This is a genomic window from Bosea sp. OAE506 (genome assembly GCF_040546595.1).
In the GTDB taxonomy this organism is placed as follows: Bacteria; Pseudomonadota; Alphaproteobacteria; order Rhizobiales; family Beijerinckiaceae; genus Allobosea.
Genome location: NZ_JBEPOB010000001.1, coordinates 2255427 through 2276438 on the forward strand (window position 1 = coordinate 2255427; position 21012 = coordinate 2276438).

Annotated in this window: 19 protein-coding genes; 8 read left to right on the plus strand and 11 right to left on the minus strand. The window is 69.5% G+C overall.

Annotated features, from left to right (window positions below; genetic code table 11):
• Positions 1-66: 66 nt before the first annotated feature.
• The 4 genes from ABIE41_RS10985 to chpT all read right to left on the minus strand — a co-directional run bounded on the left by ABIE41_RS10985 (position 67) and on the right by chpT (position 4358).
• Entirely contained in the window at positions 67-432 is a 366-nt protein-coding gene (locus ABIE41_RS10985; RefSeq protein WP_066613758.1) for a response regulator, read from the minus strand.
• Between the two features lie 30 nt (positions 433-462).
• Positions 463-966 (minus strand): chemotaxis protein CheW, encoded by a 504-nt coding sequence (locus ABIE41_RS10990; RefSeq protein ID WP_192644756.1) that lies wholly within the window; start codon positions 964-966, stop codon positions 463-465.
• 20 nt (positions 967-986) lie between these two features.
• Entirely contained in the window at positions 987-3545 is a 2559-nt protein-coding gene (locus ABIE41_RS10995) for a hybrid sensor histidine kinase/response regulator (RefSeq protein WP_354191944.1), read from the minus strand.
• 171 nt (positions 3546-3716) lie between these two features.
• The gene (gene chpT / locus ABIE41_RS11000) at positions 3717-4358 is read right to left on the minus strand and encodes a histidine phosphotransferase ChpT (RefSeq protein WP_192644498.1); all 642 of its coding nucleotides are present in this window, start codon (positions 4356-4358) and stop codon (positions 3717-3719) included.
• A gap of 134 nt (positions 4359-4492) precedes the next feature.
• Between chpT and ABIE41_RS11005 the strand changes: the two genes are divergently transcribed.
• Complete coding sequence (locus ABIE41_RS11005; RefSeq protein ID WP_354191947.1) at positions 4493-5326, plus strand: 3'(2'),5'-bisphosphate nucleotidase CysQ family protein; 834 nt, start codon at positions 4493-4495, stop codon at positions 5324-5326.
• Positions 5327-5342: 16 nt separating this feature from the next.
• Here ABIE41_RS11005 and ABIE41_RS11010 read toward each other — a convergent pair whose 3' ends face one another.
• Positions 5343-5906: a YHS domain-containing (seleno)protein gene (locus tag ABIE41_RS11010; protein WP_192644500.1), complete on the minus strand. Its 564-nt coding sequence runs from the start codon at positions 5904-5906 to the stop codon at positions 5343-5345.
• A 265-nt stretch (positions 5907-6171) separates the two neighbouring features.
• Between ABIE41_RS11010 and ABIE41_RS11015 the strand changes: the two genes are divergently transcribed.
• The 4 genes from ABIE41_RS11015 (at position 6172) to ABIE41_RS11030 (ending at position 10037) form a co-directional block, all read left to right on the plus strand.
• The gene (locus ABIE41_RS11015; protein ID WP_192644501.1) at positions 6172-6780 is read left to right on the plus strand and encodes a DUF1134 domain-containing protein; all 609 of its coding nucleotides are present in this window, start codon (positions 6172-6174) and stop codon (positions 6778-6780) included.
• A gap of 97 nt (positions 6781-6877) precedes the next feature.
• A complete protein-coding gene (locus ABIE41_RS11020; RefSeq protein WP_192644502.1) occupies positions 6878-8131 on the plus strand; it encodes a coiled-coil domain-containing protein in 1254 nt (417 codons plus the stop codon).
• A gap of 101 nt (positions 8132-8232) precedes the next feature.
• Entirely contained in the window at positions 8233-9177 is a 945-nt protein-coding gene (locus ABIE41_RS11025) for a sugar kinase (RefSeq protein WP_192644503.1), read from the plus strand.
• On the plus strand, positions 9177-10037 hold the full coding sequence (locus tag ABIE41_RS11030; protein WP_192644504.1) for a TIGR01459 family HAD-type hydrolase: 861 nt from the start codon (positions 9177-9179) through the stop codon (positions 10035-10037). The genes ABIE41_RS11025 and ABIE41_RS11030 overlap by 1 nt, the downstream gene beginning before the upstream one ends.
• 2518 nt (positions 10038-12555) lie before the next feature.
• Here the strand turns inward: ABIE41_RS11030 and ribA are convergent.
• Positions 12556-13683, minus strand: a complete 1128-nt coding sequence (gene ribA / locus ABIE41_RS11035) for a GTP cyclohydrolase II RibA (protein ID WP_192644506.1) — start codon at positions 13681-13683, stop codon at positions 12556-12558.
• Positions 13684-13946: 263 nt separating this feature from the next.
• Here ribA and ABIE41_RS11040 point away from each other — a divergent pair, with 263 nt between their 5' ends.
• The gene (locus ABIE41_RS11040; RefSeq protein WP_192644507.1) at positions 13947-14519 is read left to right on the plus strand and encodes a cytochrome b; all 573 of its coding nucleotides are present in this window, start codon (positions 13947-13949) and stop codon (positions 14517-14519) included.
• Between the two features lie 10 nt (positions 14520-14529).
• On the opposite strand, the gene ABIE41_RS11045 is transcribed toward ABIE41_RS11040, so the two are convergent.
• The 5 genes from ABIE41_RS11045 to ABIE41_RS11065 are packed head-to-tail and all read right to left on the minus strand — an operon-like array spanning position 14530 to position 18345.
• Positions 14530-15369, minus strand: coding sequence for a class I SAM-dependent methyltransferase (locus ABIE41_RS11045; protein ID WP_192644508.1), 840 nt, complete (start codon positions 15367-15369; stop codon positions 14530-14532).
• On the minus strand, positions 15369-16433 hold the full coding sequence (locus ABIE41_RS11050; RefSeq protein ID WP_192644509.1) for a glycosyltransferase family 4 protein: 1065 nt from the start codon (positions 16431-16433) through the stop codon (positions 15369-15371). Before ABIE41_RS11050 ends, ABIE41_RS11045 begins: the two co-directional genes overlap by 1 nt.
• A complete protein-coding gene (locus tag ABIE41_RS11055; protein ID WP_192644510.1) occupies positions 16430-16831 on the minus strand; it encodes a 6-pyruvoyl trahydropterin synthase family protein in 402 nt (133 codons plus the stop codon). The genes ABIE41_RS11050 and ABIE41_RS11055 overlap by 4 nt, the downstream gene beginning before the upstream one ends.
• 30 nt (positions 16832-16861) lie before the next feature.
• Positions 16862-17314, minus strand: coding sequence for a bleomycin resistance protein (locus tag ABIE41_RS11060; RefSeq protein ID WP_192644511.1), 453 nt, complete (start codon positions 17312-17314; stop codon positions 16862-16864).
• On the minus strand, positions 17311-18345 hold the full coding sequence (locus ABIE41_RS11065; protein ID WP_192644512.1) for a zinc-dependent alcohol dehydrogenase: 1035 nt from the start codon (positions 18343-18345) through the stop codon (positions 17311-17313). Before ABIE41_RS11065 ends, ABIE41_RS11060 begins: the two co-directional genes overlap by 4 nt.
• 51 nt (positions 18346-18396) lie before the next feature.
• On the opposite strand from ABIE41_RS11065, the gene mdoH reads away from it, so the two are divergent.
• Both mdoH and ABIE41_RS11075 read left to right on the plus strand, forming a co-directional pair.
• Positions 18397-20247 carry a glucans biosynthesis glucosyltransferase MdoH gene (gene mdoH / locus ABIE41_RS11070; protein WP_354191954.1) on the plus strand — a complete coding sequence of 617 codons (1851 nt, stop codon included), beginning with the start codon at positions 18397-18399 and terminating at the stop codon, positions 20245-20247.
• The gene (locus tag ABIE41_RS11075; protein ID WP_192644514.1) at positions 20244-21002 is read left to right on the plus strand and encodes an FkbM family methyltransferase; all 759 of its coding nucleotides are present in this window, start codon (positions 20244-20246) and stop codon (positions 21000-21002) included. Before mdoH ends, ABIE41_RS11075 begins: the two co-directional genes overlap by 4 nt.
• Positions 21003-21012: the final 10 nt, after the last annotated feature.

The window sequence follows — 21012 nt, forward strand, 5'->3', positions numbered from 1 at the left end:
CCTCCGGATGCGCCGCGTCACCCTGGGTCGGGGCGGCCGTCTCGTCCAGAGGCGAGCGCAGGTCGGTCAAAGCAGCCCGACCTGGTGGAATTTGGAGGCGACGATCTCCTTGTCGAAGGGCTTCATGATGTATTCGTCAGCCCCGGCGTGCATCGCCCGTGCGATATGGGCGATGTCGTTCTCCGTCGTGCAGAAGACGACCTTGGGGCGACGCCCGCCCGGCATCTGGCGCAGCGTGCGCAGGAAATCGTAGCCGTCCATGATCGGCATGTTCCAGTCGAGCAGCACGGCATCGGGCATCTCGCCCTTGCAGGCGTCGATGGCGCGGGCGCCGTCCTCGGCTTCCGCGATGCGGAACTGGAGGCCTTCGAGGATTCGCCGGGCAACCTTGCGGATCACCGCGGAGTCGTCGACGACGAGACAATACTTCATGGTTGGTCTCCAGATCGGAGCGGCGGCGGATCAGGCCGCCGCGTCCAGCTCGATTGCGAGGATGGCGTCGACGTCGAGAACGACGAGAAGGCGGTCGTCGAGCCGGTGCACGCCGGTGGCCAGAGCGGTCCAGGCCCGGTCGAGATGGACGGGGACGGGTTCGAAGGTCGATTGGTCCAAGCGCATCACCTCACCCACGGCGTCGACGATGAGGGCATAGGCCTCGCCCTCATGGTCGATGCCGACCGCGACGAGTTCCTGTTTGCCCTCGCGATCTTGCCTGAAGGTGACCGGGCGCCCGAGCCGGCGACGCAGGCAGATCGCAGTGACGATCCGCCCGCGCAGATTGAGCAGGCCGACGATCTCGGAGGGCGCGCGCGGCACCAGCGTGATGCGGTTGGTGATGAAGACGTCGTGGACGCGGCCGATCGGCAGGCCGAGCAGCTGGTCGCCGATCCGGACAGTGACGTAATCGAGGGAGTCGAACGCCGTCAGCGACGGCTCCACCGGTGCGTTATGGTCGCCCCGCTCCATAGTCTCGTTCTGGCCGGAGATCATGCCGCCTCCTTCAGACCCGGCCGCCGGTCGGCCAGCTCGCCGAGCAGCGCGCGACGGTCGAACTTCGCGATGACCTCGTCGAGCCGCACCTGCCCCGCCTGCATGTGGAGATCGGGCGTGACCAGCGTCGTCAGACCGATCAGGCGCAGGCGGTCGCCGTCGGGCGAATTCCGGAGCGCGGTGGCGAAGCCGAAGGCGCCGTCGATGTCGCCGTCGATATCGATCAGCACGGTCGCGATCGACTCCAGCGCGAGCTGCTGGCGGGCGGCCTCGAAGTCGGAGGCGAAGACGACGCGATGGCCGGACGCCTTGAGGACGGGCGTCAGCATGTCACGCAGGAAGCGCGAGGGCTCGACCAGCAGAACATTCGCGCCGGCGGCGCGCTCGCCCGCGCCGGCGCCTTGCTGACGCCAGCCGCGCTCGTGCATCGGCAGGTAGTGGGCGAGGTCGACGATGTCTGTCGCGCGGCCGCGGATCATCGCGGAACCGACGATGCCGCGGTCCTGGACGGCGGCCATCTCGATATCGAGGACCTCGTCGACGATATCGACGATCGCGTCGACAGCGAGCGCGACAGTCATGTCGCCGTCGGAGATGATCACGAGGGGCTGCAGCCCTTCCTGGCGCAGGCGCGTCTCCGCGACCGGGACCACGGGGATCAGGCGGTTGCGGTAATGCAGGAGCGTGCGGCCGCTGCCATGCTCGAACAGGCGGGCGTCGACCTCCTCGAGCCGGGTGACCAGCGAGAGCGGTAAGGCGCGCAGTCCGTCCTCGCCCGTGCGGAAGACGAGCATGGTCGTCTTTTCGACGACCGGAACCGCGTTCGACGGTGCCTCGACATGGAAGGCTTCGCCCGCGCCGGTGCCGCCGACGAGACCCGCGACGCCGTTGGGATCGACGATCAGCACCACGGCGCCGTCGCCGAGAATGGTGTTGCCGGAGAAGAGCGGGATGTGCCGCAGCTTGCTCGACATCGGTTTGACGACGATTTCCTCAGTGTGGAACACGCCGTCGACCAGGATCCCGAACTGGCGTTCGCCGATCTGGGTGACGACGATGAAGCCGTCCTCGAAGCTGGGCTCGGCGGTCCCCATCAGGGCCGAGAGCGCGATGACCGGCAGCAGCCGCCCGCGCAGTCGCAGGATCGGGGCGCCGTTGATGTCCTCGATGCGGTGATCCGCACCCGGCTTCACGCGAACGAGTTCGCGCACGACGATCTGGGGAATGGCGAAACGCTGGTCGCCCGCGACGACGATCAGCGCAGCGACGATCGCCAGCGTCAGCGGGATCTTGATCGTGATCGTCGTGCCCTGGCCGGGCTTGGTGACGATGTCGATGAGCCCGCCGATGGCGTCGACATTGACCTTGACCACATCCATGCCGACGCCACGGCCCGAGATGGCGGTAATGCTGTCGGCGGTGGAGAAGCCCGGATAGAAGATGAAGCGGCTGATCTGCGCATCGCTCATGCGCTCGATTTCGGCCTCGGTCGCCAACCCCTGGCGGATCGCCTTGCGACGGATGCGGTCGATGTCGAGGCCGCGGCCGTCATCGGCGATGGCGATCGTGACGGAGCCGCCCTCGTGATAGGCGGCGAGGCGGATGGTGCCGTAATCGGGCTTGCCGAGTGCGCGCCGCTCGGCCGGCTGCTCGATGGCATGGTCGGCGCAGTTGCGCACCATATGGATCAGCGGATCCTTGATGAGGTCGAGGATCTGCCGGTCGAGTTCGGTATCGGCGCCTTCGGTAATCAGCTCGATGCGCTTGCCCAACTCGGCGCCGAGGTCGCGGACGATGCGCGGCAGCTTCGACCAGGCATTGCCGATCGGCTGCATGCGCGTCTTCATCACGCCGTCCTGCAGCTCGGCGGTGATCAGCGAGAGACGCTGGAGCGGCCCCTTCAGGCCGTTGTCATCCTGCTTGCGGGCGATCTCCAGCAGCTGGTTGCGCGTTAGCACCAGTTCGGAGACCATCGTCATCAGGTGCTCGATGGTGTCGACATTGACCCGCAGCGTCGCCGGGCCGACGGGGCGCAGGTCGCGCGTCGCGGCCTCTTCGGCCGTCGCGGGGAGGGAGGCGGTCTCGATGCGGCCGTCGCGGCCGCGCTGTGGTCCGGGCGCGGCGCGGAAGACGAGGTCGAGCCCGTCTTCCGTCGGCGGGGAGGGCTCCGGAGGCGCATGGCGCGCAAGGTAAGCGGCGACGGGGTCGGTCCCGGCTGCAATCGGCTTGGCCTGTTGCAGCTGGCTGCGGGCATGATCGGCCAGGAGGCCGAGTTCCCGTATCAGGTTTTCGTCGGATCCGGCCGGCTCCTCGCCCTTTTCGGCGAGTTCGGAAAGGATGTCCTTGACCCGGTCGATCGTCTCCAGGACGGCCGTGACCGCGATCGCGCTGACATTGGCGCCGTCGCGGAACTGCCCGATCAGCGTTTCCGCGGCATGGGTCAGGGCCTCGAGCCGCGGCAGGCCGATGAAGCCGCAGGTGCCCTTCACCGTGTGAACCAGGCGGAAGATATTGGCGAGGATGTCGCGGTTATTGGGCTCCTGCTCGAAGCGCACGAGCTCCCGATCGACGGTGTCGAGATTTCTCGCCCGTCTCGGTCAGGAACTCTTGCAGCAAGTCGTCCATGCAGGGGACCACCACTCAACGCGACAACACACGCCAACAGCTAAGCATCAGAAGGGTTGATGATCGGTTGAGATTGGCTGGAAACCGCGCGCTGTTTCGCTTTATTCCGCCTTGGTCGCGGTGATGGTCACCGTGTCGCCCTCGATGGCGAAGCTGATCGCCATGCCGGCGGCCTTGGCGACCATGCCGGTATAGAGCGGCTGGACCGCATGGGCGTCGATCGTGCCCGTCTCGGAACGCCCGGCGATCAGTTCCTCGACATGGGCCGGGATGCGGGCATGCGAACCGCTGGCGGTGATGGTGAAGCTGCCCTGCTCGCCTTCCACCGTGGCGCGCGAGACCAGCTTGCCGCCGCGCGGCACCGCCGAGGTGGCGATGATCAGCAGGTTGAGCAGGAGCTTGACCTGGTTCTTGGGCAGCAGCGCCCGCGGCGCCTCCCAGTCGAGCGAGAGCTTCTCATCGTTGAGGAAGCCGTTGGCGACGTTGCCGGCGTCGCCGAGGTCGATCATGGCACCGGCGGAACCGGCGGCCCCGAAGGCGAGGCGGGCGAACTGCAGGCGCGAGGACGCGTTACGAGCGCTCTTCTTGATCAATTCGAGCGCGAAGTCGCGCATCGACGGGTCGTCTTCCTCGAGCACCTCCAGAGCGTTGACAATGGCTCCCACCGGGCTGATCACGTCATGGCAGACGCGGCTGCAGAGGAGCGCGGCCAGATCGAGCGGCTCGAGCGAGATGGCGGTCATGGGACATGTCCTGGGGTCATTGCTGCCGGGCGCAGCGGGCAAACGGCTCACCGTTCGATGAGATATGGTGGTATCTTGGTTTTCATGTGGTTAAGCCCCGGTATCCAGACCCGCCAGGCCGGAAGGCCGCGCCGGTGACGCCGACCCCACCCTCCGACGATCCGCGCCTCGCCGATCTCGACGAGATCGCGCGCCGGCTCGCCGAGGCGGCGCGGCTCAGCGGCGCGGTGCTGCTGTCGATGCGGGCTGCCCGCGACGTCACCATCAAGGCGGACGGCTCGCCCGTCTGCTCGGCCGACATGGCCGCCGACCACACGGCCAAGAAGGCGCTGGCAAGGCTCCTGCCCGGCATTCCGGTGATCAGCGAGGAAAGTGCTTCGGAGGTCGCCCCGGCCGCGCTGTTCATCCTGCTCGATCCGCTCGACGGCACGCGTGAATTTCTCGCGGGCGGCGACAGCTACTGCGTCGCGATCGCTCTGGTGCGGGGCGATCGGCCGGTGGCTGGTGCGATCGCGGCGCCGGCCGGCGGCCGTGTCTGGTATGCGGGGCAGGGCGCTTTCGAGCAGGCCGTCTCCGCCGCGGGCGAGGTGCTGGGACCGGCATATCCCATCGCGGTGCGGCCACTGCCGCCCTCCGGGCCGACCACGCTGGTCAGCCGCTTCCATGGCGACGCGATGAGCGACGGGGTTGCGAGCGCGCTCGGCTCGACCGCGACGCTGCCGATGTCGTCAGCCGTGAAGTTCGGGATGCTCGCCTCGGGCGAGGCCGATCTGCATGTGCGCGGCGGACAGACGATGGAATGGGACATCGCGGCGGGGGATGCGATCCTGACCGCGGCGGGCGGGATCGTGCTGAGCCTCGACGGCAGCCTGCCGCGCTACGGCTGCCTCGCGCGTGGCTTCTGCAATCCACCCTTCGTCGCGGCGTCCAGCGAGGAGCTGGCGCGGCGGGCCCTGGCCGCCATCTGAGCGCAGCGCGAGCGGTTCAGCGGGCGACGCTCTGCGCCACGCTGCTCCAGAGGCCGTCGGCGCGGTGCTGCAACTGCGGATCGGCGAGGAAGCGCTGGCGGTTCTCCGCGGTGCGGAAGAAGAACAGCCTCGAGCCGACGATCGCGAACTCGCGCGGGTCGATTTCGACGGCGCGACCCTCCGCCACCGCCGAAGCGTCATAGCCCGAGAAGGCGGGCGTGTAGATCGCAGGCGCGTCACGGAAGGCATCGCGGTTGGCCGCCGAGACGAAGCGCCAGACGACACCGTCTTGGACGATCTCATAGGCCGGGTCCCCGGCCACCGCCTGCCCTTCGAGGCGATAGGCGATCGGGTCATAGCCGCGCAAAGCAAGGCCCGACTGGATGTCGCGCTGCACGCCTTCGTTCAGGGAGGGCAGATCCGGCAGGCCCGCGGGCAACCGGACGGAGCCGGCCGTGGCCGGTACCGCCAGCGCCATCAGCACGAGCAGGGCGATCGCCGCCACCGGGCGCGCCGGGCGCGTCCGCAGTGCGAGGTTCTCCGACGCGGCGCCGCAGCCCCGCCTTGTTCCAGCCTTCATCACCGGCAAATCCTGACCTCCGTCGCTGCCGGTGGACGTGCCCCCTGGCTGGCGTCTTCACGGGTTGGATACGCTTTGGGGGGTATCAGAGTGGTTACAGAATTGGTTCGGATTGCGCCGGATCGTGCGCGACGGTTGTTTTTCCGTTGACGGCGCCCGGCATGGCAAGCCCCGTACCCCACGGCCGTTCGAGCGGCCGGAGACCCGTGACCAAGGCCCCGCCCATCGACCGGGTGACGCGGCCGACACCCGGAGATCGCACCCCATGACCACCTCTCGCCGCAGCCTGATCAAGGGAGGTCTCGCCCTCGCCGGTGCCGGCCTCGCGCCGGCCGTTCCGCTGGGGCCGCTCGCCGGGCCCGCGCTAGCGCAGCAATCCTACGGGCAGAGCCGCTCCTTTTCCCAGAACGAGCTCGTGACCTCCGGCCACCAGTTCTTTGGCAATGTCTCGCGCGGGCTGGCGCTCGCAGTCGAGGAGGCGGTTCGGCGCTGGGGCGAGCCGAACGGCTATGTGCTCGGCCAGGAAGCCTCAGGCGCCTTCGTCGGAGGGCTGCGCTATGGCGAGGGCACGCTGTTCACCCGCAATGCCGGCGACCGCAAGGTGTTCTGGCAGGGCCCCTCGGTCGGTTTCGACTTCGGTGGCGAAGGGGCCCGCACCATGATGCTGGTCTACGGGCTGCCGGCGGTGGAGGCACTGTATCAGCGCTTCGTCGGCGTCGACGGCTCGGCCTATTTCATCGGCGGCTTCGGCTTCACCGCGCTGGCGGCCGAGGGAGTCACGGTGGTGCCGATCCGCACCGGCGTCGGCTGGCGGCTCGGCGTCAATCTCGGCTATCTGAAGTTCACGCCCCAGGCGACCTGGAACCCGTTCTGAGCCGCCGGCGCGGGCGCAGGACGCGCGAAGAAAACGGATTTCCCGTTTGAGGCGCATTGCCTTAGTCTGACGATCCCCGGATGTGGAGCCGCTCGTCTTGATCGAAGCTGCCATGCTCGTCGCGCTTGGCTTCCTCTGCGCCAGCCTGATCGCCCTGTCGATCGTGCCGGCGCTGAACCGCCGGGCCGATCGTCTGGCCCGCAAGCGGGCGGAAGCGGCGTTTCCGCTGTCGCTCGCCGAGATCGCGGCCGACCGCGACCATCTGCGCGCCGAGCTGGCGCTGCGGGCCCGCACCGTCGAGCAGGAGAGCGAGCGCGCCTTCGCGGCCAAGGCGGCCGCGATGCAGGATCTCGGCCGGCGCGACATGAAGATCGGCGAACTCGAAGGCGTCGTGCGTGAGCGCGACGGCTCCATCGCCGGCCTCGAAACCGATCTGGAGACGACCCGGGGCGACCTCGCGCGAACGCAGGCGGCGCTCGCCGCGGAGAGCGCCGCGCTGGCCGAGACAAGCGCGACCCTCCAGCAGCGCATCGCCGATCTCGCCAGCCTCGAACGCGATCTCGCCGAGACCCGCGGCTCGCTGACCGGGACCAGCGCCGACCTCGCGGCCCGTGATGCGGAGCTTGCTGGCGAACGAGAGACCCTGGTGCGCACCCTGGCCCTGCTGGCCGAGCGTGAGGGCGAACTCGCCAGGCTGCGGCAGGACTACGACCAGATTCGTGTGGCGCAGGTCGAGGACCGGACGAAGATCCTGGTTCTGGAAGGGAAGGCGTCCGATCTCGCTGGCCGCCTGGCAGCCAAGGAGCGGGACCATGCCGCGGGCCAGACGATGCTGGCGGCGATGACGGAGGATCGCGACGGCGAGCGGCTGAGGGCCGACGCGCTGGCCGCGCGTGTGGAGCAGGCGGAAGCGGGGCTCGCGGCGGCCGATGCGCGCGCCGTGGCGGCAGGTGCCGAGGCGGCGAGCCTCGAAAGCCGGCTGGCACAGGAGGTCGCGACCCACGCGACGGAGCGCGAGGCCAAGCAGGCGCTGGAGCAGGAGATGGCTCGGATGAAGGCAGGGCAGGAGGCGAAGACCGGGCGCGACGCCGCTGATATCGCCGCCCTGAAGCGTGACATCGCCGAGCGCGACGGGCGGCTGGAGACGGTCCATGCCGAACTGCAGACGCTGCAGGGCATGCTGGAGCAGTCGCGGGCCGAGCGCGCCCGGCTCCAGCGCGAGTCCGCTGAGGCCCGCAAGGCCGGTGGCACACATTCCGATCCTGAAGCGCATGCGGCCCTGCGGCGCGAGATCATGGCCGTCGCGGAGCGGCTGATGAACCTGCCGCCGCAGCAGGAGGCCGCCGAGTAGCGCTTTCCCACGCAAACGCCGTTCCCCCTGCCGCGATCATGCTCTAGGAAGGCGCGCCCGCGCTGCGGTCGCCCAGCGTCCAACGAGATGGTCTTCGCCCCGTGACCCAAACCCGCTTCGACCTCCTCTGCATCGGCGAGCCGCTGGGCGAGTTCAACGCCACCCGCGCCGCAAGCGGCGCCTTCCAGTTCGGACATGGCGGCGACACCTCGAACTGCGCCATCGCCGCCGCGCGCCAGGGTGCAAAGACGGCCTATCTGGGTGCGCTCGGCGACGACATGGCGGGCCGCTCGATCCGCGAGCTCTGGCGCCGCGAAGGCGTCGACGATTCCCATGTCACGACGCATCAAAGCGCGCCGACGGGGCTCTATTTCGTCGATCACGGCCCGTCCGGCCATGTCTTCTCCTATCTGCGCGCCGGCTCGGCCGCGAGCCTGATGGGGCCGCGCGACGTGCCGCGGGATCTGATCGCTTCGGCGCGGATCGTGCAGGCGTCCGGCATCAGCCAGGCGATCTCGGCCTCCGCATGCGACGCCGTGTTCGAAGCCTTCGCGCTTGCGCGCGAGGCCGGTGTCACCACCGCCTACGACACCAATCTGCGCCTCAAGCTCTGGCCGCTGACGCGCGCCAAGGCGATCATCAACGCCGCCTGCGGCATGGCCGACATCGTGCTGCCGGGCTATGACGATGCCACACAGCTCACCGGCCTGAGCGATGCCGACGCCATCGCCGATTTCTATCTGCGGCTGGGCGCGAAGATCGTCGCGCTGACCCTCGGCCATGAGGGCTCTCTGGTCGCGACGCCGGAGCGGCGCGAGCGGCTGGTGCCGATCAAGGTGGACGCAATCGACGCCACCGGCGCCGGCGACTGCTATGATGGGGCCTTCCTGGCTGAATACATCCGCACCGGCGACGCTTTTGCGGCCGGAGCCTACGCCAATGTCGCCGCGGCCCTGTCCACCCAGGGGTTCAGTGCGGTGGCTCCCCTGCCGCGCCGCGCCGATGTCGAGGCGCGGATGGCTCTCGAGGCGAAGAAAGCGAAGTGATGGCCGTTCCGGTTCTCGATGAGGCGGGCGCGCTGCTCGCCCGCTACGACGTGCTGATCAGCGATGTCTGGGGCGTGGTGCATGACGGCGTCTGGGCGCTGCCGCCGGCCTGCGCGGCACTGATGCATTTCCGCGAGCAGGGCGGGGCGGTGGTGCTGCTCTCGAATGCGCCGAGCCCCTCCGAGCAGGTGGCCGACCTCCTCGACAAGAAGCGCGTGCCGCGGGGCTCCTGGGACCGGTTGATCACGTCTGGCGACGTCACGCGCTCTCTCATCGCCGAGAGCCACCACCGCAAGATCTTCCATATCGGCTGGCAAAGCGACCGCGCCGTCTTCGACCAGGCCGATGTCGAGCTGGTCACGGAAGACGAGGCTGATCTGGTCGTCGCCACCGAGCTCAACGACTATCGCACCGAGCAGCCCGAGCAGTATCGCCCGCTGCTGGAGCGCTTCGCGGCGCGGGGGCTGCCCTTCATCTGCGGCAATCCCGATCTCGTCGTCCATGTCGGGCATGATCTGCTGCCCTGCGCCGGTTCGCTCGCGCTGATCTACGAGGAATTGGGCGGCCGCGTCGCCTATGCCGGCAAGCCCTATCGCCCGGCCTATGACCTGGCTCTGGAGGCGGCCCGCTCGGCGCGCGGTGGCCATCCGGTCGATCCGGCGAAGGTGCTGGTGATCGGCGACGCGGTCCGTACCGATCTCGCCGGCGCCCGGCTGATGGGTTTCGACAGCCTGTTCATCGCCGGCGGCATCCACCGCGACGAGACGATGCGGGATGGGGTCCTCGATCCGGCGGGGCTCGAGGCCGTGCTGGCGGGGAGCCCGGTGAAACCGGTCGCCGCGATGGCGGCGCTGGCTTAAGTCGTGGCTCGGCCGAGAGTGACGTTCTAGCCCTGGTGACCGTCCCGCCTGCAGCCGCTTCCCGACATCCTGGAACAGCCCCCGGAACGGCCTGAACACGAAGCGCACCGTCGAGCGGCCCGGCGGGACGGCGACGGCCCGGAACAGGACGTTGGCGCGCAGGATTTCGGCGGGGGCGCCGTCGATCTCGACCTGCCACCAGGGGTGCCAGACGTCGTTGAGCACGACATAGCCGCCCTGCGGCGCCTCGACCCGAAGCGTCACCTCGGTGGTGCCGTAATCGGCGATGCGGACGCTGCCGGCCGGGCTCTGGCCGGGTGGGTTGGCCCCCGCCGGTGCCGCCGTGCCTGCGGGCCGGCCGGTCGCCAGCGGGTCGCGCGGCAGGGGCGGGAGCGCGCGGTCGAGCAGCACGGTCCGGCGCGGGTCGAAGCCTGAGGGCCACTGGCCGGTGGCGAGGATCGCGTCGAAGTCGGCGGTCTCGGCTTTCGTCACCAAGAGCACCCGGGGCAGCGCGCGCGGGTTCTCGTAGACATAGGCGTCGGGCGTGCGGGCGATCAGGGTCAGGTCGCCGGGCTTCAGGGCCTTGTCGATCTGCTCGACGGGCACGCCGGTGGCGATGAAGCGCAGGCCCAGCATATCGGCCAGCAGCGAGCGGTAGCCCGGCATCAGCGGCGAGAAGGTGCGCTGGTCAGGCAGGGCGACATGGTCGCCCGCGCCGGTCGCCTTGCTGTAGATCCCGAGCCGCAGCGGGTTGTAGCCGAGCGTGTTGTCGAGCCGGTGGACGAGGCTGGCATTGGGCCAGTGGAAGCCGATGCCGGCGAGCTCGATGCGGTCGCGCCGGTCCGGGCCGGCGGTGCGAGCGGTCTCGCGCTTGAGCAGCGCAATGGTCTCGTTGGCGCTGTCGGCCCGCAGCACATCGTAGTCCCGCGAGGGCAGGGCGGTGGATTCGCTCGGGCCGTTGTTGACCGAGAGATCCACGGTCAGCATCGCGGCGAGCACCACGGCAGCCGCGACGGCGGCCCCGCGCAGGGCCAGGCCGCGTGCGGCCACAAGCGCGCCCAGCGCGAGCACGCCGCAGAGCAGTGCGGTGACGATCGGCACGGCCGCGACCGAGAGTTTCCCCACCGTCCAGGCGAGCCACAGCGCCACGCCGAGCGCACCGGCGAAGATCGCGACCTCGACGGCACGCTGCCAGGGCCGCGCGCGTGGAGCCGTCCCGGTCATGACCAGATGAGTGAGATAGCCGCCAAGCAGGGCCAGCAGCGCACCGAGGATGAACAGCGCGTCGGCGGGGCGGCGATAGAAGGAGGCGCCCGGCACTTCGAAGAGCAGGGCAAAACCCGGCGTGAAGCGGCCCAGCGCGTAGATCAGAACGAGCAGGGACGCGACGCTCAGCGCGACGATCTCTCGGCGCAGCAGTGCGCCGCGGACGAGGCCCAGCGTCAGGATCAGACCTATCGGCAGCAGCCCGAGATAGAGCTGGCTCATATTGCGGGCGAGATAGAGGTCCTGCGGGCCAAAGCGCGCCTCGAAGGCTGGGCTCGGTGCGCCCCAGAAATTCTCCAGCGGCCCGGCCGCGCCATAGAGATTGGCGAAGAGCCCTGTCAGCAGGGCGGCCGGATGCAGCGAGCCCTTTCCGGCGCCGACGAGGTCGATCGTCGGGCGGTTCGACCCTTCTGCCAGGATGGCGGTGAGCAGGATTGGCACCGTTGCGACCAGCACGGCTCCGAGCGCGCCTGCCATCAAGGGCAACAGGCTGGTCTTCAGCGCCTGCAAGGGCCGGGGCGCCATGGCGATGGCGGCCAGCACGAGGCCAGCCAGCACATAGGCGCCGAGCAGCGCGACCTGGTCGCGGCCGAGCACCATGAAGCCGGCGACGAGGCCGGCGGCAAATCCGTAGGCGATCGAACCGCGCTCCAGCGCCCGCGCGATCAGCGCGAGCGTGATCGCGAAATAGCCGAGGCTCAGCACCTGACCGATATGCTGGATGCGCCAGGCGGCCGCCGCCCCGAAGGCGAAGGCAAGCGCCGCGACGACCGCGCCCGCCGGGTGCCAGTCGCGGTCGCGGAAGATCAAGACGAAGGCGAGCGCGCCCGCCAGCAGCGTGCCGAGAACCGCCCCGTCGCCGAGCCTGAAGCCAGGCACAGGCTCGAGCGCCGCGATCAGCGCGAAGGGCGGCGAGAAGATCAGGGATTGCGGATCGGCGATCTGCGGCGAGCCGGCGAAGACGTAAGGCGTCCAGAACGGCGAGCGGCCGCTGTGCCAAGCTTCGGCGAGAAACTGGAGCTGCGGCTGGAAATGCGCCTTGGCGTCCCAGGGGATGGTGACGACGCCCGACAACCACGGCCAGGACAGGGCGACCCAGGCCAGAACGACGATCGCCGCCACGGTGGCGAGCGGCCAGCGTGACGGCGTCATTGCAGGATCGGAAGCATCGTTCAGGGGCATCGGGCTGCGGTGCCCGAACTCGCCCGGCGGTTCAAGTCCCCGCGGCAAGGCGGCAGCCTCGCCGGCCGGCTCAATCCTTCGGCGCGGCTCGCGCCATCAGCGCGTCCATGTCGATGAAATGGCCGGCGCGATCGCGCTTCGACGCGAGGTAGCGGACATTGTGGACATTGGGCCGGCCCAGCACGCGCTGCGTCGCATCGACCTCCAGGCCCGCCGCCTTGATCGCGCCGACCTTGAGCGGGTTGTTGGTGAGCGCGGTGACCCGGGTCACGCCGAGCTGCTTCAGCATCGTCGCGGCGAAGTCGAAATGGCGCTGGTCGAGATCGAAGCCGAGAACCTCGTCGGCGTCATAGGTGTCCCAGCCCTGGCTCTGCAGCTTGTAGGCGCGCATCTTGTTGGAGATGCCGTTTCCGCGGCCCTCCTGGTCGAGATAGAGCAGGATTCCGCCCTCGTTCTCGGCCATCCACTGCACCGTCTCGCGCAGCTGGTCGCCGCAATCGCATTTCAGCGAGCCGAACAGATCTCCTGTCAGGCAGGCGGAGTGCAGCCGCACCGGCACGGGGCCCGACAGATCGGGATTGCCGACGAGGATCGCGACCTGGTCGCGCAGACCCTCGCCGCCGCGGAAGACCACGAATTCGGTGTCCGGCGCGCCTTCGAGCGGCACCGGCGCGCGGCCGACGATGGTCAGCGTCGCCGCCTGGGCGGCGCGGTAGCCGTTGACGGCCTCGCTCTCGACCTCGACCAGCGGCTCGCCCGCGATCTGCTCGGCCGTCACGGGAACGATGATGGTCGCAGGCAGCACGAGCGACAGGCGGGAGAGTTCGAGCGCGCTATCGTCCAGCGCCGAAGCCGGCGCGACGGGTGCGTCGACCTTGCCATCGATCTTCAGCGCCAGCATCTCGATGCGGGCGAGATCCAGCGTCGGCATGGCCAGGATGCCGGTCTCGGTGCGGTTCTTCGCGCCGAGGCGCCGCAGCCGGGCCGGGGTGAGGGCGAGATAGGCCTTGCCGCCGGCGAGCTCATCGAGCCGGGCGACCAGATCGGCATCCGCCAGTTCGGCGGACAGCGCGAGAAGGCGCGACTCGCCGGCGCGCAGCAGCACCGGGCGCCCGGCGCGGAATTCGGAAATGGCCCGGTCCACCGCCACGAGGCTCGTCTCGAGCGGGCGTCCGAACAGCGTACGCGACTGAAGCATCGGATTGTCCGTCAGATGGGGCTGGCTCAGGAATCCGGGCCCAGGCAAGGCTGTGTCCGGCGGGAGGTAAGGCTTCTACGGGCGCACAGGCGATATAGATCATCGCTGCACAGTTTTCCATCAAACGCGCCTGACGCGAAGGCAGTTCCATCGCAACCCTGCCTCCCTTGGGATGCACTGCCACGAGCCGCTGGCGCAGTCGACGCAGCGGTATAGGATGCCCAGCTTGAACACCTGATGAATGTCGGGACCGGGCGGAGGTGATGATGGCGCAGACCGATCACGGGCAGAAGCCCCGCATCTACGGGGCTGCGGCGCGTCACATGCACTGGGTGACCGCCGCGGCGGTCGTCCTGATGGTACCCGCCGGGCTGGCGATGACCTATCGCGGCGACACGTTGAACATTTGGGACGCCACGACCAACGCGATGTACAGCGCTCACAAGCTGTTCGGCTTCCTGGTGTTGTGGCTCGTCGCCGGCCGGCTGGCCTACCGCCTGCTCAAGGGCGCCCCGCCCGATGAGCCGACGCTGACCTGGTGGCAGAAGGCAGGCTCGCATCTGGTGCATTGGCTGCTCTACGGGCTGCTGCTCGTGGTCCCGCTGCTGGGCTGGCTCGGCGTGTCGCTCTATCCGTCACTCACCATCTTCGGCCTGTTCGACCTGCCGGCCCTGGTGGCCCCGAACCAGACGCGCGCGGAAACCGTGCTCGATGTCCATGGCAAGCTCGCGATCGCGATGGCGTTTCTCGCCTGCGCGCATATCGGTGCGGCGCTCTATCACCACTTCATCCGCCGCGACGGCGTGCTGCGGCGGATGCTGCCCGGCCTGAAATAGGCCTAAGCGGTCAGACCGGCCGCGCCCAGAGATCGTGATGGCCGACCAGCGCGGAGGGGTTCTGCGCCTTGGCGGCGAGCCAGTCGGCGACGGTCGCCGGATCGACATGGCCGGTTTCAAGCACGGCGTCGGCGATGCCCTTGGCCAGCACCTGCGCGAGCTCGCGCCGGGTCTCGTCGATTCGCCAGGCGCTGTCGCCGATCGAGACGGCGAAGCCTGACTTCCGGAACGCTTCTGCCAGGACGTCGGTCGCCTCCGGCCCGGCCGCAGGGCCGAAACCCTTGTCGCCATGCTGGTGATGCTTGAAGGCCGCGAGCATGCGCGCATCGGCCGGATGGGGCGGCTGCCAGGTCTCGCGTCCATCATAGGTCAGCACGGTGTAGAGCGGCAGGCGCAGGCTGGTCAGGCCGGCGACGAAGCGCTCCAGCCAGCGCCGGGACGTCAAATCGAAGAGGGCGGCGGCGGTGACGAGGTCGGGCTGCCAGCCCAGCACCCATTCCAGGTCCTTGTTGAGGTCGGCCTGCCGCGTGTCGACCGTCATGAGATGGTCGCCCTTCTGCAGGACCAGTTCCTCGCCCTGCTCGCGCGCCTCGTCCGCCCAGCCGGCGAGCGTCTGCCGCGTCGCGGCGAGCAGCCGCTCGTCGAGATCGACCAGGGTCCAGTGCTGGCGCAGCGGCAGTGCCGCATAGGTGCCGCGCAGGTTCGAGCCTGCGCCGCAGCCGAGGTCGACCACGGTGACCGAGCCCTTGGCGGCGAAATGCGCGCCGACGGCGGCGAGCACCTGCGGGTTGCGGGCCGCATGGTCGGCCGGCTCGCGCAGCGCTAGCCATTCTGGAGAAAAGCCCCCCATCAGCCCCCCTTTCGCCCGAAACCGGGCAGACATGTTTCGGCGACGACGGTCGCCGCCTCGCGCCAGCGCGGCAGGGCCGCGGCAGCGGCCCAGGCCGCATCGGCCATCGACCGGCGCAGTGCCGGCGCATCAATCAGGGTTGCAAGGGCCTTGGCAAGGGCGGCGGCGTCGCCGGGTGCGACTTTCAGCGCCGCCGCGTCGGGCGCCGTCTCGGCCGCCGCGCCGCCCGTGGTGCAGACGATCGGCAGGCCGCGGGCCAGCGCCTCGGTCAGCACCATCCCGTAGCCCTCGAAGAGCGAGGGCATGACGAAGAGATCGGCGCGGGCATAGGCGTCCGCCAGCGCGGCGTCGGGGATGGCGCCGAGGAGATCGATCCGCCCGCCCAGATCCGCGGCCTCGATCGCGGCGACGAGGTCGCGCGTCGTCTCCGGTGCCCGGTCCGTCGCGCCGACGAGGGTCAGCCGCCAGTCGCGGTCGCGCAGCCCGGCGAGGGCTTCGACGAGGACGGGGTAGCCCTTGCGCGGCACGACCGAGCCCACGGCCAGAAGGCTCAGCGGCTCGCCGTTGGCGGAGCCTGCGGCGCGGGGCGCCGGATCGACGCCGGGCAGCGCGACGGCGATGCGCGCCTCGGGGACACCGAAATCGGAGACCAGCAGCCGCTTCGTCGCCGGGCTCGTCGCCACCACGGCCCGCGCATAGCGCAGGGCCGCCGTCTCGCGCTCGCGCAGGCGCTGGGCCATATCGGAGGCCAGCCCGGTTTCGAGCGCGAGGGGATGATGGACCAGCGCGACGACCCGATCCGCCAAGCCGGCTGCGATGCCTTCCGGAAAGGCGCCATAGGCGAGCCCGTCGATCAGCAGCGTGTCGCCATAGGGCCGCTGCAGGAGGGCCCGACCGGTTTCGTGAAGATCGTCCGCGGTGGGAAAGGGGAAGGAGCCCGGCAGGGCGATGTGCTCTGCCGTGACGCCCATGTCGCGCCATTCCGCCAGCAGCCGCCGGTCATAGGCGTAGCCGCCCGTCGGCAGGCCGATATCGCCGGGAATGGCGAAGGCGATGGTGCTCACGCGAGCGCGCCCTCATAGGTGGCGCGGGCGAGGTCGGTCTCGTGCAGGGTGACGCGGATGCGGGAGAGCCCGGCCCCGTCCTGTCCGAGCGCACCGGAGCGCGCCGCCCCGGCCATCGCGTCGAAGATGTATTTGCAGAGGAATTCGGTGGTCGTCAGCACGCCGGAAAACTGCGGCAGCGTGTCGAGATTCTGGTAGTTCAGCGGCTTCAGCGTCTTGTTCAGCACGTCGAGCGCCGCGCCGATATCGACCACGACGTTCTGCTTCGTCAGCGTTTTCCGGAAGAAGGCGACGTCGACCACGAAGGTCGCGCCATGCATGTTCTGGGCGGGGCCGAAGAAGGGATCGGGCAGCGAATGGCCGATCATGATGCGGTCGCGGACTTCGACGGAAAACATATCAGTTCCTCGGTTGGAGTGGGGTCGCCGTCAGGCTTGGAGGGGTCGCCGGCCGAGCGACTGGGACAAACGCAGCAGATAGCCATCGGGGTCCTGTACGAGAAACTGCCGGACTCCGGTCTCCTCTGACGCACCGATCCGGTACCAGCGCTCCTCCGGTCCGAAGAAGAGCGGCCAGGCTGCGCGCTCCAGCCGCTCGAGCAGAGGCGCGATCTCGCTGACGGTCATCTCGAAATTGATGCCGCGGCCATAGGGCTTCTCGCGCGGACCCGTGTCCCAGCTGCGCTCGGTCGGTCCGGTCTCGTATTCTTCCAGCATGAATTCGACGCCGTCGCGCTCGATCGCGGCAAAGCCTTGTTCGGGGCGGTCGTAGAGCACACGGAAGCCCAGCAGGTCGCACCAGAAGGCGAGGCTTACGGGCAAGGCCGTGATGGAGAGCTCCGGCACCAGTGCCGGGCGGGGATGGGTCCGAGGCGGTGTCATGTGGCCGCTTCATAGCAGATGGCGGCCGTCAGACCATGCCAGGAGGGATCCAGGACCGGGGGCAGGCGGGCCGGCGCCTCGCGGAACGGGATGTCCTCGCTGATCAGCGCGTCGAGACGCTCATCGGCGAGCAGCGCCAGGGCGGCGGCAGCGCGGCGGGCATAATCCCAGCGCGGCCGACGCGAAGGGGAGATGCCGCCGACCTGCGTCGAGACGAGCTGCAGCCGGCCGGCGTGGAAGGCGCCGCCGAGCGGGGCCGGCACCGTGCCCTCGCCATACCAGCTCAGCTCGACGATGCGGGCCTCGTAGCCCGCCGATGCAACGGCGGTGGCGAGGCCGGCGGGCGAGGCGCTGGCATGGAAGACGAGATCGGCCCCGGTCGGTGCATCGGCCGGCAGGGCGAAGCCGAAGCCGAGCCTCTTCGCCAGTTCGGCGCGGGCCGGTGCGACATCGACCAATGTCACCTCCGCGCCGGGCAGGCGCGCGGCCAGCCAGGCCACGAGCAGGCCGAGCACGCCGCCGCCGACCACGACGATGCGGTCGGCCGGGCCGGAGCCGGCGTCCCAATGAGCGTTGAGCGCGGTCTCCATATTGGCGGCGAGGATCGCGCGGCGAGCCGGCACCGCGTCGGGCACCGGGGTCAGCCGGTCGGCAGGTGCGATGAAGCGGTCCTGATGCGGATGCAGGCAGAAGACCGTCTGGCCCAGCCTGTCGGCACGGCCCGCTTCCACCACGCCCACGGCGCAGTAGCCATATTTCACGGGGAAGGGGAAATCGCCCGTCTGGAAGGGGGCACGCATGCGGCCATATTCGCCTTCGGGCACGCGTCCCTCGCAGACCAGTCGCTCGGTTCCGCGGCTGACGCCGCTCCAGAGCGTGCGGACGAGGCAGTCGCCTGCGGCAAGCGGCGGCAGCGTCTCCGCGTTCAGGGCGCATTCACGCGGCGCGACATACCAGAGAGCCGTCGCCTGGGCGCTTGCACTGGACGGAAATGCCGGCTTTAGCTCCCCGGCCTTGTCGTTCGGCGCCATGTCCTGCCTCCCCGTCCGCTCTGCCCCACCCGCCTCGCCTCGATCGATCGCATGACAGAGACAGCCATGAACGAGCGCCCCGCTCCGACCACGTTCCAGCCGGCGGCGCAAGGCCTCACCATCGCACCGGCGCCGCTGCCCGCGGCGGGGTCCACCCCCGCCGGGCTGCAGGACAGGGCGGTGCTGTCGCGCCGGCGCTGGCTGGTGCTCGGCCTCAATCTGGCGACGCTGGCGGCGCTGCTCTACGGGCTGGCGCAGGTCCTCGGTGCCGGCGGCTGGACGGTGGCCGACAGCGCCATCCTCGTCGCCTTTCTCTTCGGCGCACCCTGGACGGTGCTGGGCTTCTGGAACGCGGTGCTCGGCTTCTGGCTGCTGCATGGCGTGAAGGACGGGCTCGAGCGGGTCGCTCCTTTTGCGGCCGCCGGTGATCTGCCGACGCCGATCGCGGTCCGCACCGCGATCCTGATGACGCTTCGCAATGAGGACCCGGCCCGGGCCTTCGCCCGGCTGCATGTGGTCAAGAAGAGCCTCAACGCCACGGGCGAGGGCGGCTGGTACGACTATTTCGTGCTGTCCGACACCAATGATCCCGAGGTTGCCGCCGCCGAGGAAAGGCTGGCCGCCGCCTGGCAGGCCGAGGCAGGCGAGGACTGCCGCATCATCTATCGTCGCCGCAGCGACAATGCCGGCTTCAAGGCCGGCAATGTCCGCGATTTCTGCGAGCGCTGGGGTGCCGACTACGAACTCATGCTGCCGCTCGATGCCGACAGCGTGATGTCCGGCGAGGCGATCGTGAAGCTGACGCGGATGATGCAGGCCTATCCGAAGCTCGGCATCCTCCAGAGCCTCGTCGTGGGCATGCCGAGCCAGTCCGCCTTCGCGCGGGTGTTCCAGTTCGGCATGCGCCAGGGCATGCGGCCCTACACCATGGGGTCCGCCTGGTGGATCGGCGATTGCGGCCCGTTCTGGGGCCATAACGCGATGGTCCGTATCGCGCCCTTCCGCGATGGCTGCCATCTGCCCGTCCTGCCGGGTCGCGCGCCGCTGGGCGGCGCCGTGATGAGCCACGACCAGGTCGAGGCGACGCTGATGCGCCGCGCTGGCTACGAGGTGCGTGTGCTGCCGGTCGAGGGCGGCAGCTGGGAGGAAAATCCGCCGACCATGCTCGACTTTGCCAAGCGCGACCTGCGCTGGTGCCTCGGCAATCTGCAGTACCTCAAGCTGATGGATATTCCCGGCCTGCTGCCGATGAGCCGCTTCCAGCTGTTCTGGGCGATCCTGATGTTTCTCGGCCTGCCTGCCTGGACGCTGATGATCGCGCTGCTGCCGCTCAAGGCGATCGAGGATCGCGGGATCGCCGATTATCCCGCCGGGCTGGCGGCAGGGCTCTACCTGCTCTTCCTGGCGATGTATCTCTCGCCCAAGCTCGCGGGCTTCGCTGACATCCTGCTGTCGCGGGGCGGTGCTGGCGCCTATGGCGGGCGTCTGCGCTTCGTCGCCTCGGCTGCGATCGAGCTGGTCTTCGCCTTCCTGCAGGGCGCGGTGTTGAGCTTCCGCACGACACTGTTCATGATCGGGCTGCTCTTCGGACGCTCGCGCATCGGCTGGGGCGGGCAGGCGCGCGACGCCCATGCGCTCTCGCTGGCGACGGCCTTTTCCGGGCTGTGGCCGCATCTGCTCTTTGCGCTCTACCTGTTCGGCACGCTGGCGGTGCTGTCGCCGAGCCTGCTGATCTGGTCGCTGCCGCTGACGGCCGGCTATCTGCTGGCGATCCCCTTCGCGATGGCGACGGCGCTGCCCTCGCTCGGCGCCTGGTTCGCGCGGCAGGGGCTCTGCGGCATCCCCGAGGATTTCGATCCGCCGCCGGTGCTGCAGGCGATCCGCGCGGAGACCCGTTCATGAGCCCCCTGCTCCACGCACCCGGCACGGCCAGGGCCATCGGACGGTCGCTGCGCGTCTATCACGGTGACAAGTCCCGCCATGGCGACATGGACGCGCTCTATGGCCGTTTCCTCAAGCCCGGCGAGCTCGCCTTCGATATCGGGGCCCATGTCGGAGACCGCATCTCCTGCTTCCGCAGATTGGGCGCGCGGGTGGTTGCGCTCGAGCCGCAGCCGGGGCCGGCGCGCGCGCTGCGGCTGATCCATGGCCGCGACCCGCAGGTCACGCTGGTCGAGGCCGCCTGCGGCGATGCCGAGGGCGTCGTGCGGCTGCGGATCAACAGCGCCAACCCCACCGTCTCGACGGCGTCCGACGCGTTCGTCGGCGCGGCGAGCGGGGCGGAAGGCTGGCAGGAGCAGGTCTGGGACCGCGAGATCGAGGTGCCCTCCACGACACTCGACGCGTTGATTGCGCGCCATGGACTGCCGGCGCTGCTGAAGATCGACGTCGAGGGCTTCGAGGCGCATGTGCTCGCGGGCCTGTCCCGGCGCGTGCCGGTGATCTCCTTCGAGTTCACGACCATCCAGCGCGACGTTGCAGAGGCCTGCCTCGCCCGGCTCGAGGCGCTCGGGCCCTACGCATTCACGGTCTCGCTGGGCGAGAGCCAGCGCCTGGAGTTCGCGGCGCCGGTGACCGCACCGGCCATGCGCGACTATCTGCGCGACCTTCCGCATTCCGCCAATTCGGGCGATGTCTACGCCCTCCTTCAGAACTGAGACCCGACCA

Bases quoted from the DNA above. Each gene is read 5' to 3' on its own strand.
- ABIE41_RS11015 (WP_192644501.1), top strand. From the start codon at position 6,172: ATGACCACCTCTCGCCGCAGCCTGATCAAGGGAGGTCTCGCCCTCGCC.
- ABIE41_RS10985 (WP_066613758.1), bottom strand. From the start codon at position 432: ATGAAGTATTGTCTCGTCGTCGACGACTCCGCGGTGATCCGCAAGGTT.
- ABIE41_RS11060 (WP_192644511.1), bottom strand. From the start codon at position 17,314: ATGACACCGCCTCGGACCCATCCCCGCCCGGCACTGGTGCCGGAGCTC.
- ABIE41_RS11010 (WP_192644500.1), bottom strand. From the start codon at position 5,906: ATGAAGGCTGGAACAAGGCGGGGCTGCGGCGCCGCGTCGGAGAACCTC.
- mdoH (WP_354191954.1), top strand. From the start codon at position 18,397: ATGACAGAGACAGCCATGAACGAGCGCCCCGCTCCGACCACGTTCCAG.
- ABIE41_RS11065 (WP_192644512.1), bottom strand. From the start codon at position 18,345: ATGGCGCCGAACGACAAGGCCGGGGAGCTAAAGCCGGCATTTCCGTCC.
- chpT (WP_192644498.1), bottom strand. From the start codon at position 4,358: ATGACCGCCATCTCGCTCGAGCCGCTCGATCTGGCCGCGCTCCTCTGC.
- ABIE41_RS11045 (WP_192644508.1), bottom strand. From the start codon at position 15,369: ATGGGGGGCTTTTCTCCAGAATGGCTAGCGCTGCGCGAGCCGGCCGAC.
- ABIE41_RS11030 (WP_192644504.1), top strand. From the start codon at position 9,177: ATGGCCGTTCCGGTTCTCGATGAGGCGGGCGCGCTGCTCGCCCGCTAC.
- ABIE41_RS10990 (WP_192644756.1), bottom strand. From the start codon at position 966: ATGGAGCGGGGCGACCATAACGCACCGGTGGAGCCGTCGCTGACGGCG.
- ABIE41_RS11055 (WP_192644510.1), bottom strand. From the start codon at position 16,831: ATGTTTTCCGTCGAAGTCCGCGACCGCATCATGATCGGCCATTCGCTG.
- ribA (WP_192644506.1), bottom strand. From the start codon at position 13,683: ATGCTTCAGTCGCGTACGCTGTTCGGACGCCCGCTCGAGACGAGCCTC.
- ABIE41_RS11040 (WP_192644507.1), top strand. From the start codon at position 13,947: ATGATGGCGCAGACCGATCACGGGCAGAAGCCCCGCATCTACGGGGCT.
- ABIE41_RS11075 (WP_192644514.1), top strand. From the start codon at position 20,244: ATGAGCCCCCTGCTCCACGCACCCGGCACGGCCAGGGCCATCGGACGG.